This window comes from Sphaerisporangium sp. NBC_01403 (assembly GCF_045040145.1).
Classification (GTDB): Bacteria; Actinomycetota; Actinomycetes; order Streptosporangiales; family Streptosporangiaceae; genus Sphaerisporangium; species Sphaerisporangium viridialbum.
Genome location: NZ_CP109534.1, coordinates 5,271,064 through 5,296,929 on the forward strand (window position 1 = coordinate 5,271,064; position 25,866 = coordinate 5,296,929).

Below are 25,866 nucleotides of genomic sequence, written 5' to 3' on the forward strand. Positions count from 1 at the left end.
GGAGTCGGGTGGACGGAGAAGCCGGTGCGCGCGGTGCTGTACGACGGGTTCGGCAGGCAGCCGGAGGTCCGCGACGTGGCCGACCCCGAGCCGCCGCGCGCGGGCGCCGTGATCCGGGTGGAGGCTTCCGGGCTGTGCCGTAGCGACTGGCACGGCTGGATGGGTCACGACCCCGATATCCGGAAATTTCCGCATGTGCCGGGGCATGAGCTGGCCGGTGTCGTCGAGGCGGTCGGCGGCGATGTGACCAGGTGGCGTCCCGGCGATCGCGTCACCACCCCGTTCATCTGCGCCTGCGGGCGGTGCCCGGCATGCGCGGCCGGCGACGCGCAGGTCTGCGAGAGCCAGACCCAGCCCGGATTCACGCACTGGGGTTCGTTCGCCGAGTACGTCGCCATCGAGCACGCCGACGTCAACCTAGTGCGCCTGCCCGGCTCCATGCCCTTCCCGACCGCCGCCGGACTCGGGTGCCGCTTCTCCACCGCGTTCCGCGCGGTCGTCTCCCAGGGGCGGGCGGCGGCCGGCGAGTGGGTGGCGGTGTACGGGTGCGGCGGCGTCGGGCTGTCGGCCGTGATGATCGCCGCCGCGTGCGGCGCCCGGGTGGTCGCCGTCGACGTCTCCCCCGCCGCGCTCGAACTGGCGGCGGACTTCGGAGCCGCGGAGACCGTGCTCACGGAGAGCTCTCCGGGTACGGCCGCACCGGGCACGACCGCTCCCCACGGCGGGGGCACCAGGCCGGCCGGGACGGCGGACCCGGCGGAGCGCGTCAGGGAAGTCACCGGCGGGGGCGCCCACCTCACGGTCGACGCGCTCGGCAGCGCCGCCACCTGCGGCGCCGCCATCGAGAGCCTGCGGCGGCGCGGACGGCACGTACAGATCGGCCTGCTCCCCCGGGCGGCCGGGCACCCGGCCGTCCCCATGGACCGGGTCATCGGGCTGGAGCTGGAGATCCTCGGCAGCCACGGCATGGCCGCGCACGCGTACCCGCCCATGCTGGCGATGATCGCCGATGGGGCGCTGCGGCCGGAGCGGCTCGTCACCCGCACGATCGGCCTCGGCGAGACCCCGGACGCCCTGGCCGCCATGGGGACCATGGGCACCCCCGGAGTGACGATGATCCTCCCCGGCCTTCCGTAGGCGCCCGTAGGCGCCCGATCGGGAGAGCGCCGCGGGCGCCGTCGTCGCCCTCGTCCGCCGCGCCGACCGCCGGGCCCGGTGACGGCCCCCATCAACCGTTCGGTGGATGTCCGAGACGCCGCCCGCCGGTGATCCTCGGAACATGACAGTCATCGAGATCGACGGCCTGAGCAAGAGCTATGGGACCGCCAAGGCGGTGGACGGCGTCTCCCTCAGGGTGGAGCGAGGCGAGATCTTCGGAATGGCCGGCCCGAACGGGGCGGGGAAGACGACGATCGTGGAGTGCGCGTCGGGGTCGCGGCGGCGAGACGGCGGCACCCTGCGGGTGCTGGGCCTGGACCCTCAGAGCGACCGGCGCAGGCTGCTGCAGCGCATCGGCGTCCAGTTGCAGGAGGCGGCCCTGCCCGACGCGATCAAGGTCGGCGAGGCGTTGCGGATGTACGCCTCCTTCTACGACAAGCCCGCTGACCATCGGGACCTCATGGACGCGTGGGGTCTGGCGGACAAGAGGCGCGCGGGCTTCGCGAGCCTGTCCGGCGGCTGGAAACAGCGGTTGTTCATCGCGCTCGCCCTGGTCGGCAACCCCGAGGTCGTCTTCCTCGACGAGCTGACCACGGGCCTGGACCCCGCCGCCCGCCGCACCACCTGGGGCCTGATCCGCGACATGCGCGAGCGCGGGGTCACCGTCGTGCTGGTCACCCACTTCATGGACGAGGCCGAGGCGCTGTGCGACCGCATCGCGATCATCGACCGGGGCCGTGTCGTCGCCGAGGGCAGCCCGCGCGAGCTGGTCGCGAAGGGCCGATCGGGTTCGCTGGACGGCGCGTACCTCGCGCTGACCGGAAGGGACATGGCGTGAAAGGCGTCACGCGAACCGTCGCGGTCGAGCTCAGACTGATCATGCGTGATCCGATGTCGGCGTTCTTCGCCCTGGCCTTCCCCGTGCTCATACTGTGGGTCAAGATGCGCACCGGCAAACCCCTGCCAGGCGGGCTGCCGGCCATCGACGCCATGGTGCCGATGCTGAGCACCTTCGTCATCGGTCTGGCCGGGCTGGTCATCCTCCCGGCCACGCTGGCCCAGTACAGGGAACGGCGGATTCTGAAGCGGCTGCGCGCGACCCCCGCCTCGCCCACCATGCTGCTCGCCTCCCAGTGGGCCGCTCACATGCTGCTGGCCGCGGCCGGGACGGTGCTGTTGATCGCCCTCGGGCTGGCCGTCTTCGGGCTGGCGGCACCGTCCAACGCGGCGGGCGTCCTGCTGGCGTGGGTGCTCGGCGCGCTGAGCCTCGGCGCCATCGGCCTGTTCATCGGAGCGCTCGTGCCCACCGGCCGCGGCGCGACGGTGATCGGCCTGAGCGTCTTCTTTCCGATGGTCTTCGTCTCCGGCGCCATGATCCCCCGTGAGGTCACGCCCGGCTCGATGCGCGCCATCGGCGACCTGACCCCCATGGCTCCTGTGGTCCAGGCGATCCGCGACGGCTGGGCGGGCAACGCGATCTCGCCGGTTAACCTGAGCATCATGGCAGCGATATTCGTCATCGCCGGCGGCGTCGCCGTCAAAGCGTTCCGGTGGTGACCACCGCCGGCACCGACGTCTCGCGCTGGGACCGCGCCTGGCCCGCGCTGCCGTACGTGTTCATCCTGCTGCCGGCGGTCTTCTCCCTGCTGCGCGACTGGAGGCCGGAGGTGCTGGCCCTGGCGTTGCTCGCCGGGGCCTGGCACTGGTTCCTGGTCACGTCGCACCCCGGCCGGATCGAGCGGCCGTTCGTGGTGATCATCTACTTCATCGTGATGCTCGCCGTCATCGGGACGCTGGTGAGGATCGACACGCTGTTCATGCTGACAGGGGTGGGAGCCTTCATCCAGGCCTTCACCCTGCTGCCCGGGCGGTGGGCGTACGCGGGGGTGGCCGCCACGGCCGCCGTGCTGGTCGCCGCTCCCCCCGAGCCCGGGCGGACCCCGAGCGAGATGCTGTACTCCTTTCTCGTCGCGGTGCTGGTCGCCTCCACGGCCGGCCTCTCCATCCAGACCGTCTCCGATCAGAACGAGCACCGCAAGGTGATGATCGCGCAGTTGCGGGAGACCGGCGCCAAGCTCGCCGCGCTCGCGGAGGAGAACGCGAGCCTGCAGGCCCGGCTGCTCACCCGCGCTCGTGAGGCCGGCGTGCTCGGGGAGCGGCAGCGGATGGCCCGGGAGATCCACGACACCATCGCCCAGAGCCTGACGGCCATCCTCACCCAACTGGAGGCCGCCGACACGGTGATCGACGACGCGGCCGCCGTCCGCTCCCGCCTGAACACGGTGCGCGCCCTGGCCAGGGAGAGCCTGGGCGAAGCCCGCCGATCGGTCCAGGCGCTGCGCCCGGCGCCGCTGGACGAGGCCCAGCTCCCCGCCGCCCTTCACGACGTCGCGACGAGATGGTCGCGGGACACGGGTGTGCCCGTCTCCGTGTCGGCCACCGGCGACCCCTGGCCGCTGCACGCGGAGGTGGAGATCACCCTGCTGCGGGTGGCGCAGGAGGCGCTGGCCAACGTCGGCAGGCACGCCTCGGCCACCCGGGTCGCCCTCACCCTGTCGTACATGGAGGACGTAGTGGCGCTGGACGTACGTGACGACGGCTCCGGCTTCGTCCCTGAGGCGACGGGCTCCTCGGACACGGGCGGCTTCGGCCTCATCGCGATGCGTCAGCGCGTCACCCGGCTGGCCGGGAACTTCGCGGTCGAGACGGCCCCCGGCCAGGGGACGGGGATCTCCGCCACCGTTCCGGCCATCCCCGCGGGCTCGGAAGACCCGGAATCGTCCGACCACTCCAGAAAGTCATGGTGACGTGCCGATTCGTATGATCATCGTGGATGACCACCCAGTCGTCCGCGATGGGCTTCGCGGGATCTTCACCGGCGACGACGACTTCGAGGTCGTCGGCGAGGCGGCCGACGGGCCGGAAGCACTCGTCGTGGCCATGCGGACCGGCCCCGATGTCGTGCTCATGGACCTGCGCATGCCGAAGATGAGCGGCGCGGAGCTCATCCGCCGGCTACGCGAGCAGACGCCGGGCATCCGCGTGCTCGTCCTGACCACCTTCGACGACGACGCCGATGTCCTGCCGGCGATCGAGCAGGGCGCGACCGGCTACCTGCTCAAGGACACCCCGCGCGCCGATCTGCGCCGAGCAGTGCAGGCGGCGGCCCGCGGCGAGACGGTGCTGTCTCCGTCCGTGGCCGGCGTGATGACGCACAGGGCGCGCGCTCCGGAACAGCGGACGCTGAGCCGTCGGGAGCTCGAGGTGCTCGGGCTCATCGCCCGTGGCGCGACCAATCGTGAGGTCGCAGCGAAACTGTTCATCACCGAGGCGACGGTGAAGACGCATCTGCTGCACATCTTCGCCAAGCTGGAGGTGAACGACCGCGCGGCCGCGGTCGCGGCGGCGTACGAGACCGGTCTGCTCAGGCCTGCCGCCGACACCTGATCCCGCTGCCCGATCTCACCTGCCACGCAGGAGCGATCGCACGTGTGCGAGGTACGATCCGGTCGTGACTCCGGCTGCGGCGAAGCCGGACCCTGACGGGAAGCGGCGAGAGCCGTCCCGCCGGTGACACGGTCACCGTCCGCACCGCCGGCCTGCCAGGAGGCCGGTGAAGGAGGTCTCAGGTGCCCTCTCGCGGCCATCGGCCCAGCATCGGCAGGGTCGCGGAGCTCGCGGGCGTGAGCGCGACGACCGTCTCGCACACGCTCAACGGCCGGCGGCCGGTCTCGGCCGAGACCAGGAAGCGCGTGCTCGACGCCATCGAGGTGCTCGGCTACCGCCCGAACGTGCTGGCCCGGGGCCTGCGCACCAGCAGGAGCCAGGCGATCGGGCTGATCATCCCCGACATCACCAACCCGTTCTACCCCATGCTCGCGCGCGGGCTCCAGGACGTCCTCGGGCCCGCGGGCTACCACGAGATCATCACCAACACCGACGGCGACCGCGACCTGGAGCGGTCCGCCGTGGAGCAGATGATCGCCCGGCAGGTCGACGGCATCGCCTTCGCGGTCTTCCACACGCACGCCGAGGACCTGCTGCCCGCCAGCGACCTCGGCATCCCGGTCGTACGCCTCGGCGGCAGGCTCGTCCAGGACGGGGTGGACCTCGTGCACAGCGACGACGAGGGCGGGGCCGCGGAGGCCACCCGCTACCTGCTCGACCAGGGCTACGGCCGCATCGGGTTCGTCTGCGGGCCGGACGCCCAGGGGCCGGCGGCCGAGCGGGTGACCGGCTACCTCGGCGCGCTCGCCGGGCGGGGCGTCAGCCCGGACCCCGACCTGATCGTGCACACGCGGTTCAGCCGCGCGGGGGGCATGGCCGGCACCCTGCGGCTGCTCGGCCTGCCGCGCCCGCCGCGCGCCGTGATCTGCGCCAACGACGTCATGGCCATCGGCGCGCTGGACGCGGCCCGCCAGAGCGGCCTCGACGTGCCCGGCGACCTCGCCATCATGGGGTTCGACGACATCGAGGCGGCGACGCTGGTCTCGCCGCGGCTCACGACCATGGCGAACCCCGCGAGGAAGATCGGGCAGGAGTGCGGCCGGCTGCTCCTCGACCGCCTCTCCGGCACGATGACCGGCCCGCCCGGCGAGACGATCGTCCCCGCCCGCCTCGTACGCCGCCAGTCCGCCTAGCGGCCGGGAGATCCCTCCTCCCTGGCGCCACCGCCGGCTCACCGGCCTCTTCCGCGTTCTGTGACCCGGGATGTGGACGCCCCATTGACATCGATTGTCCCAGGCGTAGTTTCATGGTCAGTCTTAACGATTTGCTAGGTCATGTCCTGCGGTTTCGCCGCCGGACGGGGCACGGCGAACGCTTCCGCGCGCGCCGGAACCGGAGGTTCCCATGGCAAGGACCAGGCTGAGACCCGTATACCGGAAGGCCGCGGCGACCGTCACCGCCCTGCTCCTCGCGCTCGGCACCGCCGCCTGCTCCGGCTCCGGCGGCGACGCGGGGTCCGGTTCCGGATCAGGCGGGACGGCCCTGCGCATGTGGACCTTCAAGCGGACGCACCTGGCCGCGCTGGAGAAGGCCGCCGCCGAGTTCGCGCGGCAGACCGGCGTCGCCGTCAAGGTCGAGGCGATCACGCCGGACGACGCCTTCACCGCCAAGATCCAGAGCGCGGCGCAGACCAAGGACCTCCCCGACGTCCTCGAAGTGCACGCGGGCGGCGAGGACTTCAGGATCGGCGGGTCGGGGCTCCTCGCGGACCTGGCCGGCGACTTCCCCGCCGCCTCGCTCGACCGCTTCCTGCCGAGCACCCGGGAAGCCGGCCTGGTGACCGCCGAGCGGCAGCGGCAGGTGGTGGAGCTCAAGCCCGCCAAGGTGGGGAGCCTGTTCAGCGTCCCCTTCACCGCGGGCACGTTCGGCATCATCTACGGCAACCGGGAGAAGATGGCCGCGGCCGGACTCGACCCGGAAACGCCTCCCAAGACCTGGGAGCAGTTCATCGACTACCTGCGGGCCACCACGAAGGCCGATCCCCGGCAGGGCGGCCTGTCCCTCGGGCTCAAGGTGAGCCAGACCGGCTTCAACTGGATCTACTCCCAGCTCGCGTACGCCTATCTGGGCAAGGACCGCTACCAGGCCATGTTCGGCAAGGGCACGACCCAGGGGTTCGCCTCACCCGACGGGGTCAAGACCCTGTCGCTCTACGGGCGGCTGACCCCGTACTGGATCCCGGGCGCGACCGCGCTGGGCATCGACGAGGCGGACGTCGCGTTCGCGCAGGGCAAGTCGGCGTTCGACGTGGGCGGCACGTTCACCCTCGCCTTCCTCGCGCAGAACGGTATGAAGCCCTCGAACGTGCTCAGCTTCCCGGTGCCGCCACCGAGCGGGGGGAAGATCAGCGATCTGCGGCTTGCCCCGCTCGCGCTGACCGGCCTGTCCATCAACTCGACGAGCCGGAACCACGACGCCGCCGCCAAGTGGGTGGACTTCCTCACCTCGCCGAAGGGCGCGGGCATCTTCGCCACCTCCTCGCTCGACCTGCCGGCCACCGACCTCGGCGCGGACGCCGAGAAGCTCCTCGGCCCCGACCTGGCCGCGCTGCAGAAGTACTTCACGGGCCCGCCCGAGAGCACGTACGACGCGGCGGACGGCTCCTTCCGCCCGCCGGGCTACGACGAGGCGAAGGTCGGCCCGCCCATGGTGAAGCTGTCGCCGCTGAAGGAGGCCGACCCCGCCGCCACGGGCACGCAGCTTGACGCGGTGATCGGCGCCATGTGGAAGGCCGCCTCGTAGGCGGGACAGGATGCCCTCCGTGCACACCCCCGGCGAGACCGGCACCCCGAACCCTCCCCCACCGGCCGACGACACCGACCTGCCCGACCTGCCCGGGCCTTCGGGGGCGCCCGGGCCTTCGGGGGCGCCCGGCCCGCCCCGCTCGTCCAGGGCCATCGGCTCGCCGCCGGCAGCGGGGGACGGCGGCGGGACGGCGGCGGGGAGGCGGCGGTCGCGGTCACGGTGGCGGCGGTGGCTGGCCGGGTACGCGTTCGTGGCCCCCGCCGTCGCGCTGTTCCTGCTCATGGGCCTCTACACCATCGGCTACGGCGTCTCGCTGAGCTTCGCCAAGTGGAACGGCTTCACCCCCACCTGGGAGTGGGTCGGCCTGCGCAACTACGCCGACCTGCTCTACCAGGACCCGACCCTGGCCCCCGACCTGCGGCGGGCGGCGCTGAACACGCTGGTCGTCATGGTCACCGTGCCACTGGGCACCGTGGTCATCGCGCTGCCGCTCGCCGTGCTGCTCAACTCCGTGCGCCGGCTGCGCGGCCTGCTGCGGTCGGTGTTCTTCCTTCCGTACGTGACCTCGGGGATCGCGGTCTACTACGCCTGGCGGTACATGCTGGAACCGGAAGGCCCGATCAACTTCCTGCTGCGCTCGGCCGGCCTCGGCAGCCTGGCCCGGCCGCAGGGGTTCCTCGCCGATCCCTCGACCGCCCTCCCCACGCTCATCGTGATCATGATCTGGGGTGCGGTGCCGGTGGCGATGCTCCTCTACCTGGCCGGGCTGCAGTCGATCAGCCCGAACATCCTGGAGGCCGCGCGGATCGACGGCGCGGGAAGCGTCCGGACCGTACGGCACATCGTGTGGCCGCTCCTACGGCCGATCACCGCGGCGATCCTGCTGCTCGGGCTCCGCGACTCCATGCAGGGATTCCAGATCTTCCGCGTCATGACCGACGGCGGTCCCGGCGGGCACACCGACGTGGTGAGCCTGCAGGCGTACCACCTGGCCTTCTTCAAGGGCCTGTCGGCCACATTGGGGCTGGCCAGCGCCCTCGGGTGGATGATCTTCATCGCCGCCCTCCTGCTGACGCTCGCCAACGGCCGCATGCTGAGGAGCAACCGGTGACCACGATCGAGGGGAGCCAGCGATGACGGCTTCCGCCGTACCTCGCCGTCCCGTCGCGTACGGACGCCCGGGCCCGTCCCGGTGGTCGGGTGCCGTCAAGACCGTCGCCTACCTCGCGCTGGCGTTCTACGCGGCCGTCAGTCTCTATCCCTTCCTCTGGATGGCCTCGGGGGCGTTCAAGGACCGCGCCGAGATCCTCGCCGGGGGTCATCTCCTACCGGACCACCCGACCTTGGACACGCTCCTCCAGACCTGGAGCAGGCTGCACTTCCTCGACTACTTCGTGAACAGCCTGAAGGTCACCGGGCTGACCGTGCTCGGCGTTCTCGCGATCTACAGCCTCGCGTCGTACGCCTTCGCCGTGCTCGACTTCCCCGGCCGCCGATTCCTCTTCTGGTTCTTCGTGGCCCTGCTGTTCGTCCCCGGGATCACCGTGCTGCTTCCTGTGGTGATCCTGGAGGACAGGCTCGGCGTTCTCGGCACCCATCTCGGGCTCGTCCTGCCGTTCGTCAACGGGATGGCGCCGCTCACGGTGCTGATGCTGACGAACGCCTTCCGCTCCATCCCCGGGGAGCTTCGCGACGCCGCCCGCGTCGACGGGGCGAGCGAGGCGCGCATCTTCTGGCGGGTCTACCTCCCGCTGAGCCGCCCGACACTGATCACCGTCGCCGTGCTCAGCGCCGTCCCGACCTGGAACGAGTACGTGCTGACGCGGGTGTCGCTCAACGACGAGGCCCGGTACACGCTGCCGCTGGCCCTCGAATCGCTGGCCACGGGCAACGTGCCCCAGTACAACGAGATCATGGCGGGATCACTGATCATCGTCGTCCCGGTGATCCTGCTGTTCCTCGCGCTACAGAGGTACTTCGTCACCGGGCTCGCCGGCGCCGTCAAGGACTGAGGCGCGGGCTTCTCGTCCATCACACACCGCCGGTAGTGAAGAGCGACTTCGGTCCCTTCCGTACCCGGTTCCACCCCCGGCCGGAGGACCGGCGGAGCACCACGCGACCGCGCCCGGAGCAGCGGTGGAGCCCCGCGCCGCCATGGGGCCGAACGGTCCCGGAGATGACGTTCCGGGGGCCGGAGACCGGATCTGGGGGCTCGGTCGGCGTTAGGTGCACGCCGGAACTGGTAGGAAGGGAGTCATGCCTGCCCTGACACCCGCAGGCCGAAGGAGCTGATCATGCAGTTTGGGGCCGATCCGCAACAGGGACTCACCGTCTCTCGCGGCATACGAGAAAGCGCGGTCGTCGTCCAGGTTCAAGGAGAGCTGGACTATCGTTCCGCCCCGCTTCTGCGGGACGAACTAGGCGGCATTTGGGATATACCCGGCATATCCGCGATCATTCTCGACCTTTCCGAGGTCACCTTCTGCGACTCCGTCGGCCTGAGCGAGCTGATCGCCGTCCTGCGGCGCAGCCAGAACACCGGCCACGCCCTCATGATCAGCGGCCTGCAGGGCACGCTCCTCCGGGTGCTGACCATCACAGGGCTGCACAACGCGTTCGACACCTACGACACCGCCGAGGAGGCCCTGCGTCAGGCGTCCTCCGCCGTGGAGCCACCGCGTACGGTGCCCTCGATCCTCGATCCGCCGCAGGCCGCGCCCTCCGGCCTGGAGCCTCCGGCCACCTCCTCGATCCTGGAGCCCCCGCCGGCCTCCCCGTCCATCCTGGACCCGCGAGCGCCCTCGCCGCTCGGAGCTCCGGCGCCCACCCCGTCCGTCCTGGAACCACCCGCGATCCCACCTTCACCGCTGGAACCCCCCGAGGCCCCGGCCCCCCTTGTGGATCCAGGGGCGGCCTTCGAAGCGGCTCCCATCTTCGAAGCGGCCTCTGGGTTTGGAACGCCCTCCGGTTTGGACGCACCCTCCGCCTTGGACCCGCCCGTCGCTATGGACCCCGTGGAAACCGCGCCGCCCGTCATGCCGGAAAGGTCTGACGCGGCGGCCCCTGGCAACGACGTGCCCCCCGGCCCCTGACCTACATCAGGCGGCCCCCGCCGACCTCCAGCACCGCGCCGGTCATGTAGCTCGACAGGTCCGAGGCGAGGAAGAGTACCGCGCCCGCCACCTCGTGCGGCTCGCCCGCGCGCTTCATCGGGATGTCGGCCTCCCTCGCGGCGAAGACGTCGGGCGGCATGGCCTCGGTCATCGCGGTGCGGATCAGGCCGGGCTGCACGGCGTTGACCCGGACACCACGCGGAGCCAGCTCCTTGGCGGCCGCCTTGGTGAGCCCGATGATGCCCGCCTTGGCGGCGCTGTAATTCGTCTGCCCAAAATTCCCTGACTTACCGGACAGGGAGGAGATATTGATGATCGATCCGGACCCGGCCGCGCGCATCACCTCCGCCGCCGCGCGCACCCCCAGCCAGGTGCCCTTCAGGTGGACGTCCACGACCGCCTCGAAGTCGGCGAGGGTCATCCTGCGCAGGGTGGCGTCCCTGGTGATTCCGGCGTTGTTGACCAGGATGTCCAGGGTGCCGAAGCGTTCGACGGCGTGGTTCACGGCGGCCGTGACCGCCTCCTCGCCGGTGACGTCGCATCCGAGCGAGGACACCGGCTCCCCGCCGCCGAGCCGTTCGGCGGCCGTGGCGGCCAGCGCGGCGTCCTGGTCGGTCACCACGACCCTGGCCCCGTGCTCGTGGAGGATGCGCGCGATGGCCAGCCCGATGCCCTGCCCAGCCCCGGTGACCAGGGCCGTACGGCCGACCACCAGCCCGCCGCCCGTCACGCGAGCCCCCCGGCCACACCTGGCGCCGGCCCGCCGCCGCTCACCCGAAGGCACCCGAAGACCTTCACCCGGGCACCGCCCTTCGCTCGTCCCATCCGGAAATTAGATCATCCGAATCCGGACGGTGACGCGGTGGGGGATCAGCCGATCCAGACGGTCTTGATGTGGCAGAACTCGCGGATGCCGTTCGCGCCCAGCTCGCGGCCGTACCCGGAATGCTTGACGCCGCCGAACGGGAGCTGGGGATAGGAGGTGACCATGCCGTTGACGAACACCAGGCCCGCCTCCAGCTCGTCGGCGAAGCGCTCCCCCTCCTCCGGGTCGGAGGTCCAGGCGTTCGCCCCGAGCCCGAACATGGTGGCGTTGGCCAGCGCCATCGCCTCGTCGATGTCCGCCACCCGGTACAGCTGCGCCACCGGGCCGAACACCTCCTCGCCGAACATCCTCATCTCGGGGGTGACGTCGGTGATCACCGTCGGCTCGAAGAACCACCCGGTCCTCGACGGGGTCACTCCCCCGCACAGCACCCGGGCGCCCCGGCCGACCGCGTCGGCCACCAGCTTCTCCAGGTCGTCCCGCCCCTGCTGGGTGGCGAGGGGCCCGACGTCGGTCGCCTCGTCCATGGGGTCGCCCAGCCGCAGCGACTGCATCCGCGACACGAACCGTTCGGTGAAGTCCTCATAGACGGCGGCGTGGACGATGAACCGCTTGGCGGCGATGCACGACTGGCCGTTGTTCTGCACGCGCGCGGCGACTCCGGTCTCCACCGCCCTTTCGAGGTCGGCGGACGGCATGACGACGTAGGGGTCGGAACCGCCGAGCTCCAGCACCGTCTTCTTGACCTCGCCGCCCGCGATCGAGGCCACCGAACGGCCCGCCCCTTCCGAGCCGGTGAGGGTCGCCGCCACCACCCGGTGGTCGCGCAGTACGCGTTCCACCGCGTCCGACCCGATCAGCAGGGTCTGGAAGCAGCCGCCGGGGAACCCGGCACGGGCGAACAGCTCGCCGAGGTAGAGCGCGACCTGCGGCACGTTCGAGGCGTGCTTCAGCAGCCCGACGTCGCCCGCCATCAGCGCGGGCGCGGCGAACCGGATCACCTGCCAGCAGGGGAAGTTCCACGGCATGACCGCGAGCACCGGCCCGAGCGGCTGGTAGCGCACGTAAGCCCGCCGGGCGCCCACGGCGGTGGGATCGGAGGGCTCGTCGGCCAGGAACTCCTCGGCGCGCTCGGCGTAGAAGCGCATGCCGCCGACGCACTTGGCCACCTCGGCCCTCGCGGAGGCCACCGTCTTGCCCATCTCGATGGTCATCAGCCGGGCGACGTGCTCCTGCTCCGCCTCCAGCAGCGCGGCGGCGCTCAGCATCCACTCGGCCCGCTGCTTGAAGTCGCTGGTCCGGTACCTCTCGAACTCCGCGGCGGCGAGCACGAGCCGCTCCTCCACCTGGTGCTCGTCCAGTGGCTCGAAGGTCTTCAGAGTCTCACCCGTAGCCGGGTTGATCGTCGCGATCGCCATGAGTACCCCCCGGAACCTGGCTCTCGTTCCCAGTATCCGCCCGACCACCCGAAGCCCGGGCGCGGGGAGCCCGGGGGGCGTACTCCTCCCACGGCAAACCGGGTGCGGCTCCGCGTGACGCCGCCTAGTGCGGGACGTGGTGAGCGCCCTCCACGCCGCCGAGTACGTGCTCCCGTCCCCATGCGCCGAGCGGCGCCAGCGCCGCGTTGAGCGAGACGCCGAGCGAAGTCAGCGAGTACTCGACGCGGGGCGGCACCTCGTCGTACACCTCGCGGTGCACGATGCCGTCCACCTCCAGCTCCCGCAGATGGGAGGCGAGCACCTTCTCGGTCACTCCCGGCAACACCCTGCGCAGCTCGCCGAAGCGGCACGCCCGTTCGTCGAGCGCCCAGAGGATCAGCACCTTCCACTTGCCGCCGATCAGGTCCATCGCCGCGTCGATTCCGCAGACGTACGCCCCCGGCCTCCGTGCGGTACCCATGGTCCACCCTCCTACCTGCTCACTCACCCCGGGGTAACCACCCACTTCAAAGTGCGTACTTGATCATTCCGGGGGCTGCGGCAAGTCTATTCGGCATGGATGACGACACCTTTGAGAAGTCCCGGCTCACTCTCCTCGGGCTCGGTGCCATGGGTACCGCGCTCGCCCGCGCGTGGCTCGCCGCCGGGCATCCGACGACCGTCTGGAACCGCACCCCCGGCCGGGCCGAGCCACTCGCGGCCGAGGGCGCGACGGTCGCAGGAACGGCCGCCGAGGCGGTGGCCGCGAGCGGTCTCGTGGTGGTCTGCCTGCTCGACGACGCCTCGGTCGGCGAGGCCCTGGCCGGCGCCGACCTGACGGGCAGGGACCTGGTCAACCTCACCACCGGCACCCCCGCCCAGGCGCGCGCTCGCGCCGAGTGGGCCGGGGAGCGCGGCGCCCGCTACCTGGACGGCGGGATCATGGCGGTCCCGCCGATGATCGGCGCGCCGGGATCCGGCGGCTATGTCTTCTACAGCGGATCCCGTGCCCTCTTCGACACCCACCACAGCGCGCTGGCCATCCCGGCCGGCACCAGGTACGTCGGTGAGGACCCCGGCCTCGCCGCCCTCCACGACGTGGCGCTGCTGAGCGCGATGACCGGGATGTTCGCCGGGGTCTCGCACGCCTTCGCGCTGATCCGCAAGGAGGACGTCGCGCCGGAGGACTTCGCCCCTTTGCTCGTCAACTGGCTCACCGCCATGGCCCCTTACGCGTACGGGATCGCCGGCCACCTGGAGAGCGGCGACTACACCAAGGGCGTGGTCTCCAACCTCGCCATGATGGTCGAGGGCAACTCGACGCTGCTGCGCACCGCCGATGAGCAGGGGGTCAGCGCCGAGCTGCTGACCCCGTTCATGGCCCTGATGGAGCGCCGCCTCGCCGACGGCCACGGCGACGAGGGCACCACGGGCGTGATCGACCTGCTCACTCGCTGACGCGTCCACCGTGGATCACCAGGGGAGATCCGCAGGACACGTTCTAGAGGCGGACCTCGTACTCGGGGGAGCGGCGCCGTCCGGGCTGGCCGGGCTCGGTGCTGGGCTCGACCTTGCGGATGTAGCCGGCCGCCTCCAGCAGGTCCAGCGCCGGGACCATCGCCGCGACGGTCTTGAAGCGGCGCGCGAGGCGGCGGAACACGTCACGCCGCCGGAAACGCTGGGCGCCGGTCCGCCGGATGCACTCCAGCACGGCGCGGGCGTCGTCGGGCAGGGCGTCATCGGAGCGCGTGGGGGGCGTCACCGCGCTGATCTGCATCCGCGAGGCGCTCTCGTTCCTGATGCGCGAGATCTCGAGGATGAGATCATCGAGGTCCACCAGCATGCGCGTGGCGGCGCGGAAGCGCTCGAAGTCATCCTGAATCTGCAGCAGCCGCTCGGCTTCCTGACGCATGGCTGAATAATGTCATTTTTGGCATCTATGTCAACACAACCTTCACCCCCGATTTCACCGCTTCCGCGACTCCCACGCGGTCACCGTCAACCCCTCGGTAGTGGTCCGCAGGGGGAGCTCCGGATGGCATGCTAGACGGACGGCGATCACGAGGAGAGCAGCGATGTCCCACCCTCTCGGCACGCGGCCCGCACCCCGGCGCACCCCTTTCAGTGCGGAGGAGAAGGTCCGGAGCGAGGCGAACTTCGCCCCCTTCGTCGCCCAGCAGCTCCTCGCCGACGGACGGTTCAGGGTGTCCGCCGACACCGAGGAGATGGTGGAGCTGTTCCAAGCGGTCGCCCGCAGGGTGGGGGCCATGCTTGAGCGACCTGTGGTCAGCTACTCCAACGGCCGGTACATCGTGATCACCTTTGGCCAGGAGGAGGCCCCCGGCCTCACCGGCCGAGGCGCCCTCTTCTTCCCCGACGAGCGCGCCGGCGAGCTGGTCCCCCACCTGCGCCGCCACTGGCACGCCCACTGACCCCGGCCGTCCGCGACCCGCCGCTCGCCGCCCGCCGCTCGCCGCTCGCCGCTCGCCGCTCGCCGCGCAAGAACTTCCCGCTACGAAACTACGGGCGAGTGGTCACGTCGTCGCCGGTGAGCGCGTACGCGAGGGCGCTCTCGACGTCCTGCTCACGGCCCCAGGCGTACTCCGCCTCGAAGGCCCGGTCCCCCAGCACCGCCCTGGCCCGCCACTCGGCCTCCTCACGCAGCCCGTCCGGCTCCGAGGGGCCGAGCCACAGGCCGAACCCGCGCTCGACGAGCTCGCCGATGCCGAGCAACCGGGCCGAGCGCTCCATGTCGCCGAGGCCCACCGCCGAACGGGCCATGCTCGCCAGCGCCATCACCATCCCGAGGCTGTCGTGCAGGAGGTGCTTCGCGCGCAGTGACGTACGGGCGAACCTGTCGGCCATCGGGAAGTCCCTGCGGTCGAGCTCGATGAGGCTGCGGACCCAGTCCCCTGAGGAGTGCAGCCAGATGTCACCGCAGGAACCGCACAGCGTCCTCTGCTGCCGCAGGCACGACAGCGCCTGCTCGGGCCTGCCGAGGCGGGTCAGCGCGTACGCCTGGCCCGTCAGCGCGTACGCGAGGCCGGCGCCGCGGTCGCCGCCGTCCTCGTGCGTCTCGCGCGCACGCTCGTACATGGCCAGCGCCTCGGAGACGTAGCCCCAGTGGAGTCCGGTGTTCGCGCAGCAGACCGTGCCCCATCCGGCCGCCGCGAGGTCGCTGCCGGAGAACGACTGGGACAGGCACTCGGTGGCGAGGTCGTTGGCCTCGTCCAGGTCTCCCTGGAAGTCCGCCAGCCACGCGCAGGTCCACAGCGCCCGCGACAGGCTCGTACCCGGGGTACGGCTGAGCGAGAGCGCCCGCTGGAGGTAGTGACGGCCCTCGGAGATGAAGCCGCAGGCCATCCAGAAGTAGGCCAGCCTTCCTGCCAGATCGAGGCCGGCGGCGTGCTCAGAAGGCTCGGCAAGGCAGAAGTCGAGCGCGGAACGGAGGTTCGGCAGCTCGTGGTTCATGCGCACGTACCAGGCGATCTGGTCGGGGCCGAACCATTCCTCATCGAACCGGCGGGCCAGGCCCAGGTAGTAGTCACGGTGACGGCACCGCGCCTGGGCGTGCTCATCGAGCTCGCGCAGCCACTCCGCGCCGTACTCCCTGAGCGTGTCGAGCATCCGGAAGCGGATCGCCTTACCCGTGTCGATGCGCCGCACGATGGACTTCTCCATCAGGGCGATCAGGGCGTCTTCCACCTGCTCGCGCCGCAGTCCGGTGTCCGAGCCGGTGTCCGGGTCGGCGCAGACGGCCTGCGCCGCTTCCAGGTCGAAGTCCGCGGCGAAGACCGAGAGGCGGGCCCAGAGCAGGCGCTCCAGCGGCTCGCACAGCTCGTGGCTCCACCCGATCGCCGTGCGCAGCGTCTGGTGGCGCGGCGGTCCCGTACGGCTCCCGCCCGACAGCAGGTCGAAACGGTCGTCGATGCGTCCCATGATCTGCTCGACGGTCAGCGTGCGCAGCCGTACGGCGGCGAGCTCGATCGCCAGCGGGATGCCGTCGAGCCGCTGGCACAGCAGCGCCACCTCCGGCGTCGCGACGAACCCGGGGACATGCTCGGCCGCCCGATCGGCGAACAACGCCACCGCGCCGTCCGGCGTCGGTGCAGCGCTCGCGGAGGGTGCGGCAGGACGTCTCCGGCCTTCGGGGGGTACGAGCTCCGCCTCGGCGACCGCCGCGCGGTAGCGGCCTTCGATGGGCAGCGGCTCGACCTGGAGGCAGGACTCGCCGGGCAGCCCGAGGAGGCGCCTGCTGGTCACGAGGATCCGCAGATCGGGCGCGCCCCGCACCAGCGTCTCCACCATCTCGGCACACCCCTGCACGAGGTGCTCGCACGTGTCCAGCACGAGCAGCGAGCGCCGGCGCGCGAGGAACTCGACCAGGACGGCCATCTGCGGGCGACCGGCCTGCTGGGCGACCCCCAGCACGGAGCTGACGGCATGAGCGAGCAGCGCCGCCTCGCGCAGCGACGACAGCTCCACGAACCACACCCCGTCGGGGAACCACGACGTCAGCTCGCGCGCGACGTGCAGCGCGAGCCGTGTCTTGCCGACCCCGCCCACCCCCGTGAGCGTGACCAGGCGCGACTCCCCCAGCATCCGCACGACCTCAGCGGCCTCGCGCTGTCGCCCCACAAAGCTCGTTACCTCGGCGGGCAGGTTGCCCACGTGTGCCCCAGCAGGCACATCCCTCGCCGCCCCACGTCACCTCGGCTCCAGATGCTCCGCAATCGTAAGTCAGCCCCGCCGTTCTGCAAAGATCGCCATATAAGACCCCGCTAGTGCACTTCGTCGCGCGCGACAGGTGCTCCGCATCGGCTGAAGCTGAAGTTGTGGTTCCACCGGCTGAAGTTGTGGTTTCCGCCGCACGGTCTGGGCGAGGACTGGCCCGCCGGTTCGTCAGCGGCGTTGGCGGGGCAGCGAGGGGGGCCACGTTAACTTGCGGGTGTTCAGGGCTTTTGCTGGGTTCAGTCGGGAGTGGAGCAATGACCGGAGGCGGCCCCCCGCGCCCAGAGGTTCGGGGGCGGGGGGCGGCGTGGTCGTGCCGATCGCAGAGGCCTCGGCGAGGCGGTCGCGCAGCCGCGATCGGATCTCCTCAGGGGTGTAGGCGCGGCGGCGGCGCTCCGCCCGGGCGATCACCACCCCCGTGGCCGCGACTCCCGCGAAGCCTGCCAAGCCGAGTATCTTCCACCAGCGCATGTCCCTAGGCTAATGGGATGTCTGGCGTAAGCATCAGCCTCGACGAGGCCCTCGACCTGACACGCACCGGGGACGTCTGGCTGTTCCGGGGGCGCACGGTGCCCGACCGGGCCATCCAGATGACGACGAACAGCCCGGTCAACCACGTCGGCATGTCGGTCGTCATCGACGACCTGCCCCCGCTGATGTGGCATGCCGAGCTGGGCCGGTCGCTTCCCGACATGTGGTCGGGCACCCACCAGCGCGGGGTCCAGCTCCACGATCTGCGCGACGCGGTGGTGGTCTGGGCGACGAAGTACGGGCAGCGGGGGTGGCTGCGCCAGCTCGACCGGCCGGTCACCCGCGAGATGGAGGACGGGCTGCTGCGTGCCATCGCGCGGCTCGACGGCACGCCGTTCCCCTCGACGGCCCGGCTCGCCGGCCGCTGGCTGCGCGGCCGGGTGCCTGTCTTCAGGCGGGGCGCGAGGGACGCCGCCCTGGAGACCGCCTACTGCGCGGAGGTGGTCGCCGCGACGTACCAGGAGATGGGCCTGCTCCCCACCGGGCGCAACCCCAACTGGTACGACCCCGGCCGCTTCTGGAGCGGCGACGACCTGGAGCTCACGTCGGGGGCGCGTCTGGGCGGGGAGATCCCGGTGCGGATACCGCCCGGCGCCCGCCCGACCCCCCGTACCCCTGAGTCCACCGGCTGACTCCCAGGCCGGCCCAGGCATGAGCGCCCGGTCCCGCCCACGCATAGACCGCCCGGGCCGGCCCAGGCATCATGCCGGGCCGGCCAAGGCAGGACGGGGTCAGGGTCGGCCGTTCATGGCCTTTCTGATGGCGTCGCGCGTGCGGTCGACGATGGCGGCGGGCGGGCCGAGCAAGATGTTCATGGTGGCCGACTCGATGCCGGGATGCGGGTGCGTGGGGGCCATCGCCTCGGCGGCCCTCACCCCGGCCGCCATGGCGCGGCGCTCGGCCTCGTTCGTCCGGGCACGCAGCAGCGCGAACTCGTCACGCTCCTCGGCCCGCGCGTGCGCCAGCACGGTCGCGCGCAGCGCCCGGAGGTTGCGGGAGAACTCGGGGTGGTCGGTCCCCAGCCGTTCCAATTGGCTGAGCAGCAGCTTGCCCTGCCGCTCCTCGTTGAGGCGCCGGTCCACCACCGTGTCGCCGTCTTCCAGCTTCAGCCGGGCGTACGGGTGCACGATCTCCTCCTCGGCGGTCTCGTGCACGGCGAGCATCCGCACCAGGCGGTGGAACGCCTCGCCCCGCTCGCGGCCGGTGGCCCGCTCGACCTCGTCGAAAAGCTCGGTGATCATGCCGTGCTGACGCAGTAGCAGGTCAACGACGTCATTCTCGCTCGACAGCTCAGGCGCCGTGTGACGGTCGTCCATATCGTCCTCCTTACGAGAACCGTCCGCTTACCTTCACCGGGGGTGCCGAACGCGTCAGTACCCCAGGTGGCGGAACGCGCAGTGCGGGCGCGGCCAGACACCTGGGCGGCGGCGGTGGAAAGCACGGAAAGGCGCGGAGCGGGTCGTGGCGGCAAGGCGGCCGGAGGCCCCGGATCGGGCGCCCCCGAGGGATCGGCCCGGGCACAGCGGACGGCGTCCCACCCTGGAGCTCCGCACGAACGGCTGCCGCCAAAGCCCCAAATCGCCATTTATGCCACCAAAGAAGACGTACAGCATATTTCTCCACATCCAGGCGACTTACCGGCATTGCGGCTATTTTGTGGGGACCGGAAACACCACAGCCGGTAATCAGTAAATCACCTGGCGGAGTAGCCGCTCGACATCGACACCGGCCGACTTCCAGTCCCATGTCCTGCCGATTGGTTATTTTCAGGAAATTTCAGTAAGGCATTGCATAGATCGTGTCTTGTGAGTAACTTCCGGGCAACACCCATGAAATACGACCCGTGGAGCCTCCAGTGGTCTGGCCTTTCCCCCCACGGTCCGCGAGAAGGTCTCCCGCACGCGGGCCCGGCCACTTGGTGGCCGCGGTCCTCGCAGCGGTACTGACCGCGTCGCCGCTCGCCGCCGTGTCCCCCGCCCACGCCGCCGCCCCCGAGGCGGTGACCAACCTCGCCGCCCCCGGCTCTCCAGCCCCGGACGCCGGGAAACCGCTGGTATCCGCGCTGAGCGGCAAGGCGGACCCCTCCGACAAGGACCTGGCGCGAGATGCCCTGCGCGCCGATCTGTCGCGCGAGCGGTTCTACTTCACGATGACCGACCGGTTCGCCAACGGCGACACCCGCAACGACAAGGGCGGGCTCACGGGCGACCGGCTCAGCACCGGATTCGACCCCACCGACAAGGGCTTCTACCAGGGCGGCGACCTCGCCGGGCTGATCGGCAAGCTGGACTACGTCAAGAACCTCGGCAGCACGGCGATCTGGCTGACCCCCTCGTTCAAGAACCGGCCGGTCCAGGGCAAGGGGGCCGACGCCTCTGCCGGGTACCACGGCTACTGGATCACCGACTTCACCTCGATAGACCCGCACCTCGGCACCAACGCGCAGATGAAGCAGCTCGTCAGCGAGGCGCACAAGCGCGGGATGAAGATCTTCTTCGACATCATCACCAACCACACCGCGGACGCCGTCGACTACAAGGAGAAGGCCTACTCCTACCGGTCCAAGGCCGCCTACCCGTACGTCGACGTCAACGGCAGGCCGTTCGACGACCGCGACTACGCGGGCAAGGACACCTTCCCCAAGGTCGACACGGACTCGTTCCCGTACACGCCGGTCGCGGAGAAGGGGGTGAAGACGCCCTCCTGGCTCAACGACCCGTTGATGTACCACAACAGGGGCGACTCCACCTTCAGCGGCGGCGAGACCGACGAGTACGGCGACTTCTCCGGCCTCGACGACCTGTGGACCGAGCGCCCCGAGGTCGTCAGGGGGATGACCGACATCTACAAGACGTGGGTGCGCGACACCGGCATCGACGGCTTCAGGATCGACACCGCACAGCACGTCAACATGGAGTTCTGGGAGCGCTTCTCCCCCGCGCTGCACGGCTACGCGGCCCAGCTCGGCAACAAGCGCTTCTTCATGTTCGGCGAGGTGTACTCCGGCGACCCGGCGAAGACCAGCCGCTACTCCACGCGCGGCGGACTCGACGCCACGCTGGACTTCCCCTTCCAGGAGGCGGCGCGCTCGTTCAGCGGCGGCACGGCCGGGGCGGCGCGGCTCGCCCAGCTCTACGCGGGCGACGACTACCACACCGACGCCGACAGCAACGCGGCCTCGCTGCCGACCTTCCTCGGCAACCACGACATGGGCCGCATCGGCCGGTTCATCAGCCAGGACAACCCCGGCGCGCCGGACGGCGAACTGCTCAGGAGGGACCTGCTCGCCCACGAGCTGATGTACCTCACCCGAGGGCAGCCGGTGGTCTACTACGGCGACGAGCAGGGGTTCACCGGCAAGGGCGGTGACAAGGACGCGCGGCAGTCGATGTTCGCCTCGCGGACCCAGAGCTACCTGACCGACGACCTGATCGGCACTACCGCGACCCACGCGCAGGACAACTTCGTCGCGACCCACCCGCTCTACCAGGGCATCGCGGCGCTGGGGAAGCTGCGTGACGCCCACCCCGCGCTGGCGGACGGCGCCCAGGTCGAGCGCCTCGCCGAGAACGGCCTCTACGCCTTCAGCCGCATCGACGCCAAGGACCAGGTCGAGTACGTCGTCGCGGTGAACAACGCCAAGGCGGCCGCGACCGCCGCCATCCCGACCTACTCCGCCGGGATGGCCTTCACCAAGGTCTACGGCGAGGCGGCGGCCACGGCCACCTCGGCCTCCGACCGCAGGCTCGCCGTGACGGTCCCGCCGCTCTCGGCGGTCGTCTACCGCGCCTCGGCCAGGCTCGCCGCCCCCGCCGCCGCCCCCGCCGTCTCCATCGCGCTCCCCGGCGCGGAGATCAGGGGCCCGGAGGGCGACGGGCGGATCCCGGTCACGGCGACCGTGCCGGGCACGGGGTTCGACCAGGTGACGTTCGCCGCCAAGGCGGGCGACGGCCCCTGGAAGGTGCTGGGCACCGACGACGCCCCCACGGTCACCGCCGCCGGCCGTACGTTCCGGGTGTTCCACGACCTGAGCGGCCTCGCGGCCGGTACGAAGATCACCTACAAGGCGGTCGTGAAGGACTCCGCGGGCCGGTTCGCCTCCGCGAGCGAGACGGCCACCGTCGGCGCGGCGCCCGTCCCCGAGGAGCCCGGCGCGGTCACACGTGACTGGCTCGTCGTGCACTACCAGCGCTCGGACTACGACGGCTGGGGCCTGCACGTGTGGGGCGACGTCGAGCAGCCCACCGAGTGGGGCGCCCCGCTGCCGCTCACCGGAGAGGACTCCTTCGGACGCTTCGCCTGGATCAGGCTCAAGCCGGGCGCGACCGGCGTCGGGATCATCGCCCACAAGGGCGACGAGAAGGACGGCGGCGACCGTACGGTCAACCCGGCCAAGAACGGCGAGGTGTGGCTGGCCGAGGGCAAGCCCGAGACGTTCGCCTCCCGGGCGGCGGCCCAGGGGTACGCGACCGTCCACTACAGCCGTCCTGGCAAGGACTACGACGGGTGGGGCCTGCACCTTTGGGGCGACGCGCTGGCCGACGGCGCGGGCACCGAGTGGGCGACCCCCCGCCAGCCCGACGGCACCGACTCCTTCGGCGCGTTCTGGAAGGTGCCGCTCAAGGACGCGTCGGTGCCGCTGAACTACATCATCCACAAGGGCGACACCAAGGACCCCGGCCCCGACCAGTCGTTCACCCCGGCCACGCAGCCGGAGACGTACGTCAAGTCCGGTGACTCGCGGCTCTACAAGAGCCGGGCCGCCGCGGAGAACGTCGCGATCCTGCATTACCGGCGCGCGGACGGGAACTACGACGGCTGGGGGCTGCACGTGTGGGGCGGGGCGGCCACTCCGACCGAGTGGGCCACGCCCGTCCAGCCGGCCGGGACCGACGGCTTCGGGGCGTACTACCGTGTGCCACTGGCCGAGGGGGCGACGAGCCTGAGCTACATCATCCACAAGGGCGACGAGAAGGACCTTCCAGACAACCAGTCGCTCGAACTCGCCACCGACGGCAACGAGGTCTGGCGCCTGGCCGCCACCGAGGGCTACCTGCTGCCGCAGCCTCCGGCGCGGGGCGCAGACGCCGACCTGTCCAAGGCGAAGGCCGTCTGGATCGACCGGGACACCGTCGCATGGAACCTCACCCCCTCCGCCGCGTCGCACTACGCGCTGGCCTTCTCCGAGAAGGGCGACATCGCCTACGCCAAGGGCGACCTGACCGGCGACATCCGCCTCGTCCGGCTCACCGCCGGCGCGGGGCTGACCGACGCCCAGAAGGCGAAGTGGCCGCACCTGGCCTCGTACGCGGCGCTCAAGGTCGACCCGCGCGACGCCGACCTCGTGCGCGGGGCGCTGCGCGGCCAGGTCGTCGCCGTCGAGCGGGACGCCGCGGGCGTGCTGCTCACCGCGACCGGCGTGCAGATCGCGGGCGTGCTCGACGACCTGTACGCCAAGGCCTCGGCCGCCGGCCTCGGGCCCGTCTGGCCGTCCACGGGGTCGGCGTCGCCCACGCTGTCGGTGTGGGCGCCGACCGCGCGGAAGGTCGAGCTGGCGCTCTACCGCGACGCCTCGGGCGGCGGACGTACGGTCGAGCAGATGCGGCGCGACGACGCCACCGGCGTCTGGTCGGTGCGCGGCATGCCCACCTGGAAGGGGCGGTACTACACCTTCCTCGTCACCGTGTACGCCCCGGCGGCCGGCAAGGTCGTGACCAACGAGGTGACCGACCCCTACAGCCAGTCGCTCGCGGCCGACTCGGTGCGCAGCCAGCTCGTGGACCTTTCCGACCGCTCGCTGCGGCCCGACGGATGGACCTCGCTGCGCAAGCCGAAGGCGGTGAGCCAGGACAAGGCGTCCATCTACGAGCTGCACGTGCGCGACTTCTCGGCCTCCGACACGACCGTCCCAGCGGCGAAGCGGGGCACGTACGCGGCCTTCACCGGTGACTCCGCCGGAATGAAGGAACTCAAGGCGCTGGCCGCCGACGGGCTGACCCACGTGCACCTGCTGCCCGCCTTCGACATCGGGAGCGTCCCGGAGAAGAGGGCCGACCGCACCGAGCCGTCCTGCGACCTGTCCTCGATGCCCGCCGACTCCGAGCAGCAGCAGGACTGCGTCGCGAAGACCGCCGCGAAGGACTCCTTCAACTGGGGGTACGACCCGGTGCACTACACCGTGCCGGAAGGGTCGTACTCCACCGATCCGGACGGATCACGGCGCATCGGCGAGTTCCGGTCGATGGTGGCCGGGCTCAACGGGGCGGGGCTGCGGGTGGTGATGGACGTGGTCTACAACCACACCTACGCCGCCGGTCAGGACCCCAAGTCGGTGCTGGACAGGATCGTGCCCGGCTACTATCACCGGCTGCTGGACGACGGCACGGTGGCCACCTCCACCTGCTGCGCCAACACCGCGCCGGAGAACGCCATGATGGGCAAGCTCGTCGTGGACTCCATCGTGACCTGGGCCAAGGAGTACAAGGTCGACGGGTTCAGGTTCGACCTGATGGGCCACCATCCGAAGGCGAACATCCTCGCGGTGCGGGCCGCGCTCGACAAGCTGACGATCGCGCGCGACGGCGTCGACGGCAAGTCGATCATCCTGTACGGCGAGGGCTGGAACTTCGGCGAGGTGGCGGACAACGCCCGCTTCGTCCAGGCCACGCAGGCCAACATGGCGGGCACCGGCATCGGCACGTTCAACGACCGGCTGCGCGACGCGGTGCGCGGCGGCGGGCCCTTCGACGCCGACCCCCGGGTGCAGGGCTTCGGCTCCGGCCTCGCGGGCTCGCCGAACGGCTCCCCGGCCAACGGCACCGCGGAGCAGCAGGAGGCGCGGCTCCTCCACTACCAGGACCTGGTCAAGGTGGGGCTCACCGGAAACCTGCGCGACTTCCGGTTCACGGCCTCGACGGGCAAGGAGGTGAAGGGCTCGGAGGTCGACTACAACGGCTCCCCCGCCGGGTACACCGGCGCCCCGGGCGAGGCGGTCAACTACGTCGACGCCCACGACAACGAGACGCTGTTCGACGCGCTGGCCTACAAGCTGCCGCAGGCGACGCCGATGGCCGACCGGGTGCGCATGCAGTCGCTCTCGCTGGCGTCGATGATGCTGTCGCAGGGCACGGCGTTCCTCAACGCCGGCACCGAGCGGCTCCGGTCGAAGTCCCTGGACCGCAACTCCTTCGACTCCGGCGACTGGTTCAACCGGCTGCTGTGGGACTGCTCGGCGGGCAACGGGTTCGGCGCCGGGCTGCCGCCGAAGGCCGACAACGAGGCCAAATGGCCGTACGCCAGGCCGCTGCTGGCCGATCCGGCGCTCAAGCCCGACTGCACGGCGATCGGCGCCGCCCGGGCGCGGTTCGGCGACCTGCTGAAGATCCGCTCCTCCTCCCCCGCGTTCTCGCTCGGCTCCCTGGCCGAGGTGCAGAAGCGGCTGTCCTTCCCGGCGAGCGGCGCGACGGAGACCCCGGGCGTCCTCACCATGCACCTGGACTCCTCCGGCGTCGACCCGCGCTGGAAGTCGATCACCGTCGTCTTCAACGCGACGCCGCAGACGCGGTCGCAGACCGTGGCCGCGCTGAAGGGAACCCAGGTGACCCTCCATCCCGTCCAGGCGGCCTCCGACGACGCCGTCGTCAGGCAGTCCGCCTTCGACTCCTCGACCGGCACCCTGACCGTCCCGGCCCGTACGGTCGCGGTCTTCGTGCGGTCGTAGGCGCACCCACCCCTCCCGCGCCGCGAGACCGGCCGGCTCCGTGCCGGCGGTCCACCGGCGGGGAGGGACACACGCCGGGCCAGGTGTTGCAGCACCCGGCCCGGCACGGGATCGCAT

General features: G+C 71.1%; 21 protein-coding genes. 14 read left to right on the forward strand and 7 right to left on the reverse strand.

Going from position 1 to position 25,866, the window contains the following annotated elements; genetic code table 11:
* The first annotated feature begins 24 nt into the window (after positions 1-24).
* The 10 genes from OG589_RS23695 (at position 25) to OG589_RS23740 (ending at position 10,502) form a co-directional block, all read left to right on the forward strand.
* Positions 25-1,137: a zinc-dependent alcohol dehydrogenase family protein gene (locus OG589_RS23695; RefSeq protein ID WP_405139588.1), complete on the forward strand. Its 1,113-nt coding sequence runs from the start codon at positions 25-27 to the stop codon at positions 1,135-1,137.
* A 142-nt stretch (positions 1,138-1,279) separates the two neighbouring features.
* Positions 1,280-1,996 carry an ABC transporter ATP-binding protein gene (locus OG589_RS23700; protein WP_405139590.1) on the forward strand — a complete coding sequence of 239 codons (717 nt, stop codon included), beginning with the start codon at positions 1,280-1,282 and terminating at the stop codon, positions 1,994-1,996.
* Positions 1,993-2,715 (forward strand): ABC transporter permease, encoded by a 723-nt coding sequence (locus OG589_RS23705; protein WP_405139592.1) that lies wholly within the window; start codon positions 1,993-1,995, stop codon positions 2,713-2,715. The genes OG589_RS23700 and OG589_RS23705 overlap by 4 nt, the downstream gene beginning before the upstream one ends.
* Positions 2,712-3,965, forward strand: a complete 1,254-nt coding sequence (locus tag OG589_RS23710; protein ID WP_405139594.1) for a sensor histidine kinase — start codon at positions 2,712-2,714, stop codon at positions 3,963-3,965. Before OG589_RS23705 ends, OG589_RS23710 begins: the two co-directional genes overlap by 4 nt.
* A 13-nt stretch (positions 3,966-3,978) precedes the next feature.
* The gene (locus tag OG589_RS23715) at positions 3,979-4,605 is read left to right on the forward strand and encodes a response regulator (protein ID WP_405139596.1); all 627 of its coding nucleotides are present in this window, start codon (positions 3,979-3,981) and stop codon (positions 4,603-4,605) included.
* Positions 4,606-4,787: 182 nt separating this feature from the next.
* A complete protein-coding gene (locus OG589_RS23720) occupies positions 4,788-5,798 on the forward strand; it encodes a LacI family DNA-binding transcriptional regulator (protein ID WP_405139598.1) in 1,011 nt (336 codons plus the stop codon).
* 211 nt (positions 5,799-6,009) lie between these two features.
* Positions 6,010-7,407 (forward strand): extracellular solute-binding protein, encoded by a 1,398-nt coding sequence (locus OG589_RS23725; protein ID WP_405139600.1) that lies wholly within the window; start codon positions 6,010-6,012, stop codon positions 7,405-7,407.
* Positions 7,408-7,417: 10 nt separating this feature from the next.
* Entirely contained in the window at positions 7,418-8,521 is a 1,104-nt protein-coding gene (locus OG589_RS23730) for a carbohydrate ABC transporter permease (RefSeq protein WP_405139602.1), read from the forward strand.
* 22 nt (positions 8,522-8,543) lie between these two features.
* Positions 8,544-9,422, forward strand: a complete 879-nt coding sequence (locus tag OG589_RS23735) for a carbohydrate ABC transporter permease (protein ID WP_405139604.1) — start codon at positions 8,544-8,546, stop codon at positions 9,420-9,422.
* A 282-nt stretch (positions 9,423-9,704) separates the two neighbouring features.
* Positions 9,705-10,502, forward strand: coding sequence for an anti-sigma factor antagonist (locus OG589_RS23740; protein ID WP_405139606.1), 798 nt, complete (start codon positions 9,705-9,707; stop codon positions 10,500-10,502).
* A gap of 1 nt (position 10,503) precedes the next feature.
* Here the strand turns inward: OG589_RS23740 and fabG are convergent, their stop codons facing one another.
* The 3 genes from fabG to OG589_RS23755 form a co-directional block, all read right to left on the reverse strand.
* Positions 10,504-11,253, reverse strand: a complete 750-nt coding sequence (gene fabG / locus OG589_RS23745; protein ID WP_405139608.1) for a 3-oxoacyl-ACP reductase FabG — start codon at positions 11,251-11,253, stop codon at positions 10,504-10,506.
* Positions 11,254-11,393: 140 nt separating this feature from the next.
* Positions 11,394-12,767 carry an NADP-dependent succinic semialdehyde dehydrogenase gene (locus OG589_RS23750; protein ID WP_405139610.1) on the reverse strand — a complete coding sequence of 458 codons (1,374 nt, stop codon included), beginning with the start codon at positions 12,765-12,767 and terminating at the stop codon, positions 11,394-11,396.
* Between the two features lie 124 nt (positions 12,768-12,891).
* Entirely contained in the window at positions 12,892-13,248 is a 357-nt protein-coding gene (locus OG589_RS23755; protein WP_405139612.1) for a winged helix-turn-helix transcriptional regulator, read from the reverse strand.
* 95 nt (positions 13,249-13,343) lie between these two features.
* Between OG589_RS23755 and OG589_RS23760 the strand changes: the two genes are divergently transcribed.
* A complete protein-coding gene (locus OG589_RS23760) occupies positions 13,344-14,225 on the forward strand; it encodes an NAD(P)-dependent oxidoreductase (protein ID WP_405139614.1) in 882 nt (293 codons plus the stop codon).
* Between the two features lie 43 nt (positions 14,226-14,268).
* On the opposite strand, the gene OG589_RS23765 is transcribed toward OG589_RS23760, so the two are convergent.
* Positions 14,269-14,679, reverse strand: a complete 411-nt coding sequence (locus tag OG589_RS23765) for a hypothetical protein (protein WP_405139616.1) — start codon at positions 14,677-14,679, stop codon at positions 14,269-14,271.
* A 163-nt stretch (positions 14,680-14,842) separates the two neighbouring features.
* Between OG589_RS23765 and OG589_RS23770 the strand changes: the two genes are divergently transcribed.
* A complete protein-coding gene (locus OG589_RS23770; protein WP_405139618.1) occupies positions 14,843-15,199 on the forward strand; it encodes a hypothetical protein in 357 nt (118 codons plus the stop codon).
* A gap of 88 nt (positions 15,200-15,287) precedes the next feature.
* Here the strand turns inward: OG589_RS23770 and OG589_RS23775 are convergent, their stop codons facing one another.
* Together OG589_RS23775 and OG589_RS23780 are read right to left on the reverse strand one after the other, a co-directional pair.
* A complete protein-coding gene (locus tag OG589_RS23775; RefSeq protein WP_405139620.1) occupies positions 15,288-17,405 on the reverse strand; it encodes an ATP-binding protein in 2,118 nt (705 codons plus the stop codon).
* 264 nt (positions 17,406-17,669) lie between these two features.
* Positions 17,670-17,969, reverse strand: coding sequence for a hypothetical protein (locus OG589_RS23780; protein WP_405139622.1), 300 nt, complete (start codon positions 17,967-17,969; stop codon positions 17,670-17,672).
* A 17-nt stretch (positions 17,970-17,986) separates the two neighbouring features.
* Here OG589_RS23780 and OG589_RS23785 point away from each other — a divergent pair, with 17 nt between their 5' ends.
* The gene (locus tag OG589_RS23785; protein ID WP_405139624.1) at positions 17,987-18,661 is read left to right on the forward strand and encodes a hypothetical protein; all 675 of its coding nucleotides are present in this window, start codon (positions 17,987-17,989) and stop codon (positions 18,659-18,661) included.
* Between the two features lie 99 nt (positions 18,662-18,760).
* Here OG589_RS23785 and OG589_RS23790 read toward each other — a convergent pair whose 3' ends face one another.
* A complete protein-coding gene (locus tag OG589_RS23790) occupies positions 18,761-19,345 on the reverse strand; it encodes a hemerythrin domain-containing protein (RefSeq protein ID WP_405139626.1) in 585 nt (194 codons plus the stop codon).
* Positions 19,346-19,947: 602 nt separating this feature from the next.
* Here OG589_RS23790 and pulA point away from each other — a divergent pair.
* Entirely contained in the window at positions 19,948-25,749 is a 5,802-nt protein-coding gene (pulA, locus tag OG589_RS23795; RefSeq protein ID WP_405139628.1) for a pullulanase-type alpha-1,6-glucosidase, read from the forward strand.
* Positions 25,750-25,866 lie beyond the last annotated feature (117 nt).